The 13,219-nt window shown below is 42.9% G+C and carries 12 protein-coding genes; 7 read left to right on the forward strand and 5 right to left on the reverse strand.

Translation table 11 applies throughout. The features are described 5' to 3' along the window. Window positions 1–130: 130 nt before the first annotated feature. From QUB35_RS15270 to QUB35_RS15285, 4 genes are all read left to right on the forward strand, one after another. Complete coding sequence (locus QUB35_RS15270) at window positions 131–1,156, forward strand: PRC-barrel domain-containing protein (RefSeq protein ID WP_333142701.1); 1,026 nt, start codon at window positions 131–133, stop codon at window positions 1,154–1,156. A gap of 383 nt (window positions 1,157–1,539) precedes the next feature. Next, window positions 1,540–2,469, forward strand: coding sequence for an SGNH/GDSL hydrolase family protein (locus QUB35_RS15275; protein WP_333142702.1), 930 nt, complete (start codon window positions 1,540–1,542; stop codon window positions 2,467–2,469). A gap of 81 nt (window positions 2,470–2,550) precedes the next feature. After that, complete coding sequence (locus QUB35_RS15280) at window positions 2,551–4,731, forward strand: hypothetical protein (protein WP_333142703.1); 2,181 nt, start codon at window positions 2,551–2,553, stop codon at window positions 4,729–4,731. A gap of 12 nt (window positions 4,732–4,743) precedes the next feature. Next, the gene (locus tag QUB35_RS15285; protein ID WP_333142704.1) at window positions 4,744–6,588 is read left to right on the forward strand and encodes a DUF6798 domain-containing protein; all 1,845 of its coding nucleotides are present in this window, start codon (window positions 4,744–4,746) and stop codon (window positions 6,586–6,588) included. A 93-nt stretch (window positions 6,589–6,681) separates the two neighbouring features. Here the strand turns inward: QUB35_RS15285 and QUB35_RS15290 are convergent, their stop codons facing one another. From QUB35_RS15290 to rfbC, 4 genes are all read right to left on the reverse strand, one after another. Continuing rightward, the gene (locus tag QUB35_RS15290) at window positions 6,682–7,656 is read right to left on the reverse strand and encodes a glycosyltransferase family 2 protein (protein WP_333142705.1); all 975 of its coding nucleotides are present in this window, start codon (window positions 7,654–7,656) and stop codon (window positions 6,682–6,684) included. A 92-nt stretch (window positions 7,657–7,748) separates the two neighbouring features. Then, entirely contained in the window at window positions 7,749–9,494 is a 1,746-nt protein-coding gene (locus QUB35_RS15295) for a hypothetical protein (RefSeq protein WP_333142706.1), read from the reverse strand. Window positions 9,495–9,647: 153 nt separating this feature from the next. Beyond that, window positions 9,648–10,520, reverse strand: a complete 873-nt coding sequence (gene rfbD, locus QUB35_RS15300) for a dTDP-4-dehydrorhamnose reductase (RefSeq protein WP_333142707.1) — start codon at window positions 10,518–10,520, stop codon at window positions 9,648–9,650. Between the two features lie 2 nt (window positions 10,521–10,522). Next, on the reverse strand, window positions 10,523–11,068 hold the full coding sequence (rfbC, locus tag QUB35_RS15305) for a dTDP-4-dehydrorhamnose 3,5-epimerase (protein ID WP_333142708.1): 546 nt from the start codon (window positions 11,066–11,068) through the stop codon (window positions 10,523–10,525). A 50-nt stretch (window positions 11,069–11,118) separates the two neighbouring features. Between rfbC and QUB35_RS15310 the strand changes: the two genes are divergently transcribed. After that, window positions 11,119–11,793, forward strand: a complete 675-nt coding sequence (locus QUB35_RS15310; protein WP_333142709.1) for a methyltransferase domain-containing protein — start codon at window positions 11,119–11,121, stop codon at window positions 11,791–11,793. Window positions 11,794–11,855: 62 nt separating this feature from the next. On the opposite strand, the gene QUB35_RS15315 is transcribed toward QUB35_RS15310, so the two are convergent. Continuing rightward, entirely contained in the window at window positions 11,856–12,401 is a 546-nt protein-coding gene (locus tag QUB35_RS15315; protein ID WP_333142710.1) for a Uma2 family endonuclease, read from the reverse strand. Between the two features lie 32 nt (window positions 12,402–12,433). Here QUB35_RS15315 and QUB35_RS15320 point away from each other — a divergent pair, with 32 nt between their 5' ends. Together QUB35_RS15320 and QUB35_RS15325 are read left to right on the forward strand one after the other, a co-directional pair. After that, window positions 12,434–12,559, forward strand: a complete 126-nt coding sequence (locus tag QUB35_RS15320; RefSeq protein ID WP_333142711.1) for a hypothetical protein — start codon at window positions 12,434–12,436, stop codon at window positions 12,557–12,559. A gap of 36 nt (window positions 12,560–12,595) precedes the next feature. Then, entirely contained in the window at window positions 12,596–13,198 is a 603-nt protein-coding gene (locus tag QUB35_RS15325; RefSeq protein WP_333142712.1) for a Uma2 family endonuclease, read from the forward strand. The last annotated feature ends 21 nt before the right edge of the window (window positions 13,199–13,219 follow it).

Consider the following 13,219-nt stretch of genomic DNA (forward strand, 5'->3'; position numbering starts at 1 on the left):
TTTGTCTTTTGACAGCTAGGTTTTTAGAGTGGTTGATTACCTTTCCACTACTACAAGCATACAGCAAAGCCGTGCTAGAAGCACGGGGGTTTTAGGCCCATTTTTATGATAAATCAGGACTAAACTTAGAATGACATCAGAACAAATTTGCCAACGCTCCGATATTCTCGGCACTCAAGTCATCACCCGCGACAGAGGTAAACGCTTGGGGGTGGTTAGTCAATTGTGGGTGGACATCGATCGGCGGGAAGTTGTGGCGATCGGTCTGCGTGATAATATATTCGCGGTCGCTGGAATGCCGAGGTTTATGTTCCTCAGCAATGTCAGCGAAATCGGCGACGTGCTGTTGGTGGAAGATGAGAGCGCGATCGAAGATGATGTTGATGTTGAAGTCTACAGCATTTTGATTAACAGCGAAGTTATTACCGAAACTGGCGAACTTTTAGGTAGGGTACGGGGCTTTAGGTTCGATCCCGAAGACGGTAAGTTAGTTTCTATAATTATCGCTTCCCTGGGAATCCCCCAAATCCCCGACCAAGTTCTCAGCACTTACGAGTTGGGGATTGAAGAAATTGTCAGCAGCGGCCCGAATCGCTTGATTGTGTTTGAAGGTTCCGAGGAAAGGCTCAGGCAGCTTAGTGTGGGTTTGCTGGAGCGCGTTGGTTTGGGCCAAGCACCTTGGGAACGAGAAGAGGACGAGGCAGGTTATTATCCGAAACCCGTGGCTACGGGAAATCAATTGGGCCCGGGGGTGCGGATACCTGCACCGGAAATGCGGAGCCGGGTAGCTGCGCCTGCGGTGGAGGAAGTTCCTTGGGATGAGGATTTAGAGTGGAATCGGCCTGCGGTTCGCCAGCCGATGCGCGCGGTGCAGGTACAGCAGCCTGAGCCAATAAGCGACGATTACGACGATTACGAAGAGGATAATTGGGGCGGTGAGGAGGACGATTACGAGGAGGAGTACGAGGAGAAGCCGCAGTACACTCGCGCGGAAATTTCTCGCCCGAAGCAGCCGGTGGTGCAGTACGAGTACGAGGATGATGTGGAGGCGGATGCTTGGGCTGACGATGAGGCACCGAAGCCTTACCAGGCTCCTCGGGTGAATATCCCTGAGAAGACTAAGACTCCTGAGTACGAGGAGGAGCCTGGTTATTAGGAATTAATCCCTCGGTTGGGCGGGTTTACGAGATTGTTTGTTTTAGACATAGATAGTTGGTGAAATCCGCCCCTACAATTGCCTGTAGGGGCGGGTTTTACAAACAATATTTGATGTTCACAAACAATTTAAATAAACCCGCCCCCACACAACCGATAATCTAGATTAACCTGATGTTCGAGATCATCCAAAAAAATGTAGATTCCGATTATTCGTTGGGCGGGGGCGGGTTTATTATATTGTTGGTCTTACGCCGATATGGTTGGTGAAACCCGCCCCTACGATAAATTATGAAAAAAAAATTTATTAAAACCTCTATTTTCAGATTAATAACATATCTAATTTTTCCAATTTTTTTATCTACCACTACGGCTGAAATTGTCTTGCGAGTTGCGGGATACAAACCCTGGCAAATAGAAAATGTTGATGTTGCGGTCGAACCAAAAGGTAACTTTTTCACTAAAGATTCGGAACTCGGCTACAAACATTTGCCTGGAAAATTCAAGGTGATAATTAACGGCAATTACTCATTTAATACAACTCATCTCAATAATAGTTTAAGAATCACACATCCCCTCACTACTTACAATTTATCGTCAAAAAAGCCGGAAATTTCGATATTTGGCTGTTCTTTTACCTACGGTTGGTCATTGAATGATAGCGAAACTTATGCTTGGTTGTTGCAAGAGAAATTACCCAAATATGAAATAGTGAATTTTGGCGTTAACGGCTACGGAACGCTGCACTCATTGATTCAATTCAAAGCAGCACTCAAACAAGGAAATAAACCCAAAATTGCGGTGATTGCTTATGCGGGATTTCATGACCGCCGCAATACTTTGTTAAGGGCGAGAAGAAAGCAAATGGCTGCTTGGAATAAACTCGGTATTCTATTTCAGCCCGATGCGAGGCTGAATAAAGAAAATAATTTTACCTACAGCATGGCCAAACTTGAATATCGCGAGTTCCCGCTGATGCGGGTTTCTGCATTCAGCCATTTTTGGGAGGTTAATTACAATCAATTTGAAGAGGGGTTGTATAGAAGCCGTGACCTTTCTAAGGCAATTATTCAAGAGTTTCACCGTGTGGCTGAGGCTAACAGTGTTAAGTTAGTTGTTGCGGGAATTAATGCGGGTTCTGCTAAGATGTTGGGGGAGTTAAGTCAGGAGGGAATTGCTACGGCGGATATTTCGGTTGATTTGAAAATACCTGCCAATAATAATTTACCTCATGACATTCATCCAAGCGCGATCGCGAATCGGCAATATGCAGAAAAGTTGGAGGATTTTTTGCAAGGTACTGTTTTAAGGTAAGTTAACGAACCGCGAAGGCGCGAAGGGCGCGAAGCAAGAGAGAAAGAGGAAGTTTAGGAGTTATTTAGGGTTGCTAGACTGATGGGATTATTTGATTTTGTTTCTTTTAAATTGCCTCGAAAATTTCTAATTGATGGCTTTTTCCTGTTTGTGCTTGTTCTAGTCACAGTTGCAGTAACATCAATCTATGTATCTAGCGAACATACTTTTTATTGGTGGGATTACGCGGGATACAATACTGCTACAGTCAACACGGCAAATTTATTTCGAGACTCGCCAGATAAAGCATGGCGCGGAGTTATAGAATCGCTATCTAAGGAAAAAAACCTGTTAATTTCTCTGCCGTTAGTGCCGTTTATTCTCTTATTTGGCAAGTCTCGGCTGAGTTACATTCTCAGCGTATCCCTGATTTATGTGCTGCCGTTTCGCCTGTTGTTGGGGGCAATTTCTGCCAAGCTAATTCCAGTTTATCCCCGCCGGGTGTTTTGGTCAACGGTGCTGCTGAGTTTATTAATTCCTATGAGTTGGATACCGACTCTGCGGGGATATCTGGATACTGGCGGCTGTGTGTTTGTAGCCTTGGCAATTTTGGTTTATTTGCAGGATGTTAAGCTGAAATCTTGGTGGAAAATCCCATTAATTGGGTTTTTGCTGGCGGCGGCCATTCTGTTGCGGCGCCATTTTGCTTATAGTGCGATCGCATTTTTTGGTGCAGCGGCTTTACAGGCTTTCATCGAGTTTATTATACTAATATACCGTAAAAAAACCGCATTGTCATCTCCCAAAGACAAGGACGTGGCAGTGTCGTTTCCCTACAGATACTTGTTTGAATCAGGTGTAAAATTGGGTTTGATAGCTGCAACTAGCTTGACTATTTTAATGTTGGTAGCGGGAGATTTTACTCGCAGTGCTCTGACGGTTGACTACCGCAATTTGTATGTCGCTTGGAGTTTGCCTGTAAATGATATTTTAACTCGTTATGCGGATTTTTACGGTTTGGGAACTTGGCTGCTGGTACTGATTGGTTTTTCGGCGGGAATTCTCACCAGAATCCTGGTTCCGGCGGCGGCTATTTTTGTTTCGTTGTTTGGGGTTTTGTCGCTGATTGAATGGCTGTTAGTCTTGCGTTACGGCTACTTGCACTATACAATTCATATTACACCGATCGCACTTTTAGGACTATCTACATTTTTCTGGACAACTTGGCTGACACTCAAGGGAAAAGTCCGGTATTTCATGCTGGGCGCGGCGGGTTTGTACCTGGTTGTAAATGCCGCAGTCGGGTTAATTCCTCTCAAAATTGATTTGCCAAGACTGTTTGTGGGTAATTTTCCGCCGTTAGTGCGATCGGACTACGACGAAGTTGTAAAATTAGTAGAGTTTCTGCGAAAATCAGCACCCAACGAAGAACCGATTTATATTGCCGGTGCTTCTAACAATTTCAATGCTAACATACTCAGACAAGCTAACCGCAAATTAAACCCGCCGGAGGGTTGGTGGAAGTTAAATACAATCGGGAGGCCGCAAATTGACTCGCGCGATACTTACCCGCTACCGGAGTTGTTGCAGTCACAATATGCGGTGGTTGCTGTACCTTTTCAGCAGGTGTTATCGACGGACGAACAAGTTTTGCGATCGCACGAACAAGATGTTGTTAAAGTTGTGTACGATGCCTTTACTCAAAACTGGGAAATTGCCCGCGATTTCCAATTGCTACCGGAACAGTTTAAGCTAGAAAACGGCGTGACACTCAGCGTTTACCGGAGGATGCGACCGACTGATACAGCAACGGCAGTTAGGACTCTGGAGGCGATGCAGCGGCAAATAGTCGATCGACCAGGCACGCAGTTAGATTGGATTAGTTTGCATCAATCAATCTACACAACTGCCAATTATTCAGTGAGTCAAGAATCGGATAACCTATATAATATTGTAACTCATCCAATTAAAAACAGCAAGAAACTCGATACATCTTTTCTGTATTTAGGTTCCATCTCAGACAAAGTAAAAGTTACCGGCAAACTCAATTTACCTAACAAACAATGTCCGGGAATTGCCCTGCGCTTGACGTTGTGGGACAAGCAAGGTAAATTAGTAGACTCAGCAGAGATGGCTGATAGTCAAAAAAGTGCGATCGGCTTAAATCTATTAGTTGAGGGCAAAAATCCCCTTTATCTGCTGCTTGAGGTATTGAGTAGCAGCAAACAGGATTTAACAAACCAATGCCAACTGGAGATTAATAATTTAGCTGTCAATAGGTAAATTGAACCCTCAATGCAGAACCATCAAAAATCAAACTGGTATTTTAATCTATCTCTCTATACTTTTGTCATCATCGGTTCCCTGATGGCAACTGGCTATATTTTCCCCATTGGAGGCAACTTTCCAGAATTGCCACAAATCCAATCGCTGCTAAATCCTGAACTCTACAAAAATGACTATCATGTTCAGGAAATGGTTAAATTTAATCCGAGATCCTACTATTATTATATCATTTATTTCTTAGCCAACTTAGGGTTAAGTATTCCGTTGGTGCATTTTATTTATCAATTCCTAGCCTTCGGTTCCTTTATCCTAGCTTGCTACGCAATTATCAATATCTATACTAATTCCAAACTGCCAGCAGCAGCGATGGCTTTTTTATGTATAGCCGCTTCATTTACAGATGTTGGTAACACGCTGATATTTTCCACAAAATCAGTACCCAGTACCTTCGCGATGGCCTTCGCAATCTGGGGAATTTACTTTAGTTTGCGCCAAAAATGGCTGACAGGATATTTCTTTTTTGGGCTGGGTTGTTTGCTGCAATTTTTAGTTGGCTTGTTGCCGGGATTGATGATGGTTCCCGTTTTATTTATTGAATCGGTAAAACAGCGGAAGTTTAAAACATTGATTTTGGCGATCGCACTTTTAGCAGCAATGGCAAGTATCGTTTATTTGCCAATGTTACTAACAGGTACTACCGGCACTCAAACTATTGAGAATGCTGAGTTTGTATACATTCACGCAAAAGTACGGAATCCTCACCACATCCTCCCGTCAAATTGGAATATTTGGAGTTGGTTCAACTTTATATGTTTGATCATTGGTGGCTTATTGTGCATCAAAACTGCCGATTCACTGCGCCAAGAAGACAAAGTTAACTTTTCTGTAATTATTAGTACCTCAATTTTTGGGCTGCTGCTTAATTATGTATTTGTAGAAGTTTACCCAGTGGCTTTAATTGCCAAACTCCAGTTAGCTAGAACCGTACCTTTTGCTCAAATAATCATATTTATTGCCATCAGCTTGCTAGTCGATCGACTTTACCAAGCAAAACAGCTAGCTATTGGTTTGCTGCTGTTAATTATCCTCACTTTACCTGACCGAGGTATTTTATTTTTAGCCTTATTTGTATTTTTATCAATTTGGCAAAGCAAAAAATATATAATTCCCAAACGCTACACTATTTTGCCGTGGATTTTCACAGCAGGAACATTAACTTTCAGCTTGATATATCCGCTGACTAATTCAGGAGAAATAATAGGCGATCGTATAATTAGCATACCTATCCTTTTCTCAATTATTGCCTTGCCTTTTATTTTAGAAAAAACATCCATTTCTAAACCAATCAAACAAATTCTCACCCATGCCTTAGCTTTAGCAACTACCGCGATCTTGGTTTTTGGGGTAGCAGGCATTTTACCAAAACCAATGTTAGACATATTTCAAAAAAAAGTTAATATTAATGCCGTTCCCAGCGACGACGTAAACAAATTAGCGGTGCGATTTTCACAAATTAGCAGTCAAGATGCACTGGTATTAATTCCACCTTCAGTTACCAGCTTCCAGTTTTTCTCTCAGAGAGCTATAGTAGTTAATTTCAAGAACTTTCCCCTGACAGAAAAAGGCATCAAAGAATGGCAAAATCGCATGGAAGCTGTTTTAGGAGTTCCCTTAAACCCGCAAATGATTTGGGGAGGAAATGACTTTTTCATCCGCCGCAGCAGTGCGGATTTAGTCAAAGTAGCCAAAAACTATCATGCCGATTATATCCTCACTCGCAGCGATTGGCATCCAAATATTGACGGAGAAATAGTAGATCGAGAAGGCAAATGGATACTGTTTAAAATTAGATAATACTCTTCTTCAAAACATGAGATATTTATTCAGTCTGCGAAGGCAGACTTTGTTTGTATAGAAGCGGTTTCAACCGCCGAATCAAATCTGCGGTTAAATATCAAAACCCGAATCATCAATAATTTCGCTAATTTGCTTATCCACATAATCAGCATCCACATTCCGCGCCATCAACTCAGCCAAAATCCCCAAAGAAATCAACTGCACCGACAGAATTGTACACAAAATCCCAAAAAATAACAAAGGTCGATTCCCGATCGGCCCAAAATTCATCCCCGCCAAATTCAGAAACCAAATAACTATCAAATAACTCAGCGAAACAGTTCCAACCAACCCAAAACACAATCCCAAACCTCCAAACAAATGACCCGGTTTGTGCAAATATTGCGTCGTGGCTAACACCGTCAACAAATCAATAAATCCCCGCGCATAACGTTCCCAGCCGTAATTTGATTTTCCGTGCTTGCGCGGATGATGTTCCACGACTACTTCGCCAATTTTAAACCCTAAATTGTTTGCTAAAGCCGGAATGTAGCGGTGCAATTCTCCGTACAATTTAATCGACTGCAAAACTTCCCTACGATACGCTTTAAAACCGCAATTCATATCGTGCATTTGCACCCCAGTCAGCAAACACGCAACGGCATTAAACAGCTTGGAAGGCAAAGTTTTAGAAAGCGGGTCGTTCCGCTGTTTTCGCCAACCGGAAACTAAATCAAATCCCGATTCTAAATGATGTAAGAATTTGGGAATTTCAGCGGGGTCATCCTGAAGGTCAGCATCGAGAGTAAAGATAATTATCCCTGCTGCATTGCGAAATCCTGCTGAAAGCGCGGCGGATTTGCCAAAGTTGCGGCGCATTTTAATCGCTTTAATTAGTTTGGGATGTTTGTTGGCTAAATCGGTGATTTCTTGCCAGGAATAATCGCGGCTACCGTCATCTATGAAAATGACTTCGTAACTGTCAATTGCTGTTTGGAACATGACAATTTGGATTTTGTCAAACAGTAATTTGAGGGTGGCTTCTTCGTTGTGAACTGGGATTACGAAGCTGAGATGTTTTGGCATAGGGCTATTCTATTTCATTTGTGTTGTCAATGAGATTTTTTTATTAACCGCAGAGGGCGCAGAGGGCGCAGAGGAGGAGAAAGAGAGGTTTTTTAGTTTTTGTTGATAACTTGGGAGTTTCGCAAGGCTACCCAATCTTTGCGGTTTTTAAAGGAGGCATAGGCTGTCAATAGTTTATCTGTTGGTGATGTTTGAATGTATCCTCTCCAAGCTGCGAATTCGTAGGAATGGCCAAATAATTTAACTAAATCTGGGCGGGGAAATCCTGACATGGCGAAACCTCGAACGACATTTTCTTGGTTGAGAATGGCAATACATTTTACATTGTTTTCGGGGTCTCCTACCCAGCCAATTACTCTGGAGGCGGCGGGTGCGAGTTTAGTTACTGTATCAAAATATCCGGGTACTCCGTCTTTGGGCGCTGACAGTAAATTTGCGTCGAGTTTTGTGTCTAATGCTGCACAAAAATTGTGTTTTTTGATGTCTCGGTTAAATGGCACTAAGTTGTTAGTTTTTAATGCGTCGATTAAGCCGACAAAAGCGGCGGGTTTATTGCCTACGCGGTCTTTAATTAGGGTTACATCGGTGATGCCTAATTGCAGTGATAATGCTACTAACGGTTGATAGGTTGCTCTGCGGGCGATCGCCATTGCAGTTTCGCCTCCCACCCCGTACATTAAAATAATCGCGACTGTGGCGACTGCAAACAGCGGTGTCAGCCAACGCCCTTGAATTCTTGGTGTTGGCTGCAACTCGCGCACCCACAATACTGTCAGCACAATTGTACTCATCCAAAACAAAGCTGGGAGTGTGGCGTAGCGGGAAGCGGTGGCTTGTTCGACGCCAAATCCCGATCGACTGACAGCGGCCATTAAGGCCGTTTGCAGCGTGTAAAGTTGGATTGATAGCCAAGGCAGCCAATCCGGGCGATCGACCTTTTTTACAAATAGCCAATAACCCACAAAACCCGTCGTTGCAATCAAACCAATTATACCAATAATTGAAGCAACAATAATATTTTCGCTAAAAATTCCGCCGAGATAAGTGGGAATATATTCGAGAGTTTTGAGCGGGTTAATTTTAGTTAAAGAAGGGTGATGAGATGGAGTTTTATAAGTTAAAAAATAAATGCCAATCACCGCAATCGAAGCAATGAAATACAAATAAGTTATTCGCCGAGGAAACCGCAGCACAACAGCAGCCGCACACAATATCGGCCACAAAGCTAAAGGAGTGCTGTAACTAATACAGCCTAAAACGCCAAAAACAATGCTGCCAATTACCCAACCATTCCGTAGGGGCGGTGCCCCCGTGCCCGCCCCCGGTGTACCCAACAAAGTCGCATAGGATTGCAAACAATATATCGAACAAATCACAAATAAATTAGCAATTATCCAGTGAACGCCACTGAATCCCCGCATCCAATTGTGAGCCGCCGCCGGAGTAAAATTAAAAATAGAAATGCAAAGGAGTAGCGAGATAAATTGCAGGGGAAAACGCCTCAAATTTAACGGCAGCAGAGCAATTAATACGTGGCACTGAATCCAAGCCAAGAACCAGGCAACTAAACACAAACCAATATTTGAACCTTGGGTGACAACTATATTCAAGCCATAAATAATTGCCGGAATCAAGACAAAATGCTCGTTCGCCCGAAATATCCAATTAAAAGGATTGGTAGAGAAACCGTCTACAGAATAAAAATTCCATGTCATCCACCAATAATCAAAATTAGACAAGTCTCCCGCTTGCGATATCAAGTACAAAATATATGACGCTGGTATTAGAATTCCGAGAATTGATGCGGCAATTAAAATATATTGTTGCTTGACTTTCATGGATTGGTAGATGGCGATATTTTTAATCGATTTGGGCTAAGTTGTACGCGCTGGGATTAAAGAAACCGGGTTTTTTACTTGATTGAGGGTTTGAACCAAGTATTTTGGTGAAAAAACCCGGTTTCTGGCTACTTTACAGATTTACTCGAATTTTTATTTCACTTCTCTTGCCAGCATTTGTCTGAGCCCTTGCCGCCAGTGGGGAGGATACGTGCCTAGAAGTGCTGATATTTTTACTGTAGAGAGGACAGAAAAAGCGGGACGTTTTGCGGGTGTCGGATATTCGGAGGTGGTGATGGGAATTACGCGCTGAATTTTTAGGGGAAAGCCGAGTTTGGCTGCTTCCTCAAAAATGGCGATCGCAAAATCGTACCAACTACAAACACCGCTGTTAGTGTACTGATAAGTCCCAAAACTTTCTGGCCCAAGCAGAGGAATAATTTGCGAAGTCGCCGCACTTAAATCCCCCGTCCAAGTAGGACTTCCGATCTGATCGGCTACTACTCGAATTTCTTCTCTTTCCTTTCCCAACCTCAACATGGTTTTGACAAAATTACCTTTGCCACCGTTGCCGTAAACCCAGGCTGTTCTAATAATAATATGTCGGTTTCCGGCTTGCCGAATTGCTTCCTCGCCTGCTAATTTGGACTTGCCGTAAGTTCCCAGCGGGTTCGTAGAATCTGTTTCCTGATAAGCAGAACCGTGGCTACCGTCAAATACATAATCAGTAGAAAAGTGAATCAAACTTGCTCCCAGTTTTTCGCATTCTTCTGCGATAATTCCGGGTGCAATGCCGTTGATGGCGTTTGCTAATTCCGGTTCGCTTTCCGCTTTGTCTACCGCAGTGTAAGCACCCCCATTGACGACTAAATTCGGTTGAATTTCAGCCATTGCTTGACGGATGCTTTCCGGTTGGGATAAATCGAGGCGAGTGCGATCGACCGCAATTACCTCTCCCGAAGATAATAAAATCGGCTGCAATTCTTGAGCTAGCTGTCCGCTGCCACCTGCGAGTAAAATTTTCATAATCAAAACACTTGAGCTGTTTTCAACGTTTGTCCAGCTTGGTCTTTAGCTGATAAGATGGGTTGAGCACCATCTAGCGGCCAGTCGATCGCCAAATCGGGGTCATTCCACAGGATACACCGCTCGTGTGCCGGTGCATAATAATCTGTAGTTTTATACAAAACTTCAGCAGTCTGGGAAACCACTAAAAAACCGTGTGCAAATCCCGCCGGCACCCAAAATTGCCGTTTATTTTCTGCACTCAGCAAACACCCCACCCACTTTCCAAAATTCGGCGAACTTTGTCTAATATCCACTGCTACATCAAATATTTCGCCAGCAACTACCCGCAGCAATTTGCCTTGAGGCTGCTGCAGTTGGTAGTGCAAACCGCGCAGCACATTTTTAGAAGATTTGGAATGATTGTCTTGCACAAATTCGGCCGTCACGCCTGTTTTTTCTACAAAAGCTTTGTGATTGAAACTCTCAAAAAAGAAACCGCGATCGTCTCCGAAAATTTTCGGCTCAATAATCAGAACTTCCGGTATTTCAGTAGATATAACATTCATAGTTGGCTGTATCGCGTGATAAACTCATACTCAGTCTAGGCTATTTTACTATGAAAACTGACACATATCTCAAAAAGTTGTATGCCAACCGCTTTGATTTGCGACAAATGCAAGCGAAGGTGGCACTATGGAAAGTTTTAATTGACGAATTCTTACAAGATTATGTTCCTCCCGAATCAACCGTTTTAGATATTGGCGGCGGTTACTGCGAGTTTATCAATCAAATTCGGGCTAAAAAAAAATATTTAATTGACCTTAATCCCGATTCAAAGTTATTTGCTAATGCTGATGTAAATGTGCTTAATATTGATGTGTTGAATTTGGAAGATTACACATCTTTTACCGAACAGTTCGATCGCATTTTTATCTCAAACTTTTTTGAACACCTCCGCAACAAAGAGGAACTTGTAGAAATTATCTCGTTTTGCTTTGATGCCCTCAAGCCTAGCGGTTCTCTATTGGTAATTCAGCCTAATTTCAAATATTCCTACAAGGAATACTACGATTTTATCGACCATCAATTACCGATAACGCATTTATCGCTACAAGAGCTTTTACAAACTGTCGGGTTTGAAATTGACCTGATTGTACCGAGATTTTTGCCCTTTTCGACGAAAGGCAGACCGGCCTCGCCCTTGCTGTTAAAAATTTACTTAAAATTGCCTTGGTTGTGGCGGTTTTTGGGAGGGCAAATGTTTGTTAAAGCATCGAAACCCAACAAGTGAGTATCTTCCTCAATATCGACACTTGCCGTCGGAGGCTGAAAATGAGAATGTAGGGAAAGCGCTCATTTTAATAACTCATCTACTGGAATACTAAAACCCGGTAAAACAATTTGAGTGCTAACAGCTTCCCCAGCAATAAAGATGCTTCTGGTTTGTTTTGTTACTACAATAATCCATTGGTTTTCAGGATATACCAGCCAAACTTCCTCACTTCCCGATTCTAAATATTCTGTAGCTTTAGCAATTACATCTTCCGCCAAATCTGTTGGTGAAACAATTTCAGCACATAAAGGAAAACTTTGTGGCAGCACTTTGAGATTGCCAAATTGTGCTGCTAATTCCGGGGGAAGGTAGGCAACATCAGGATAGCGCCCCTGGTTGTTTGTGCGGCAGGGAACATCAGTATAAACTTTTTCTCCCTGTCGGCTGGATTCTTTGTAGTTTCTCCAATAAAAGTAAAGATTTCTTTGCACCTTGCTATGCTTGAGAGTTATGCCATTTTTCTCCAGTAATTCGCCATCAACCCACTCTTGCCGATCCGGTGGACTTTCCATCCATGCTTCTAGAGAGTAGATTTTCGATGGGGCAACAACTGTAGAAGTTATCATGTTTTTGCGTCGGGGCGGGGAACTTTTTTTCTATGATACCAGATGCGATCGACCTTTGGTGGACAAAAGGGCGATCGCACTTTGTAGATGGCACTTTTAAGTGTTATCATAAAAGTTACAAAGTATCCCGCATTTCTGGCTTTGTCCAATTAGGATGAAGCTGCCATTAAAGCATCAGCTTGAGGACAAAAATGATGACACAAACTCAATCATCCGCTGCCCTTCCCGTCAATATTCCACTAACACTAACACTCACCGTTACCCACGAACAGTTCGTTGAATTGGCGATCGCCAATCGAGAGTTACAATTAGAACGCACAGCAACAGGAGAATTAATCGTGAACCCACCAACCGGAGGCGAAACAGGATATCGGAATCTGGATATAGAAGGGCAACTCTGGCTGTGGAATCGGCGGACTAGACTCGGTAAAGCATTTAATTCTTCTACTGGTTTTCACCTGCCCAATGGAGCAGATCGCTCTCCCGATGCAGCTTGGGTGCGTCAAGAAAGGTGGGATGGGCTCACCCCAAAACAAAAAGAAAGTTTTATTCCCTTGTGTCCTGATTTTGTGGTAGAACTTCGTTCTAAAACTGACAACATGGAACCGCTGCGAGCCAAGATGAAAGAGTATATGAACAATGGCGCTCGTTTAGGTTGGTTGATAGATAGAAAAAACAGAAAGGTGGAAATTTACAGGCAAAATCAAGATGTAGAAGTGCTGGAAAATCCTGTTACTTTGTCCGGTGAAGATGTGTTGCCGGGGTTTGTCTTGGATTTGACAGAAGTTTGGGGATAAATGCTGAGTCCTGTTAAAAAT

It is taken from the genome of Microcoleus sp. B13-B6, assembly GCF_036705405.1.
Lineage (GTDB): Bacteria > Cyanobacteriota > Cyanobacteriia > Cyanobacteriales > Microcoleaceae > Microcoleus.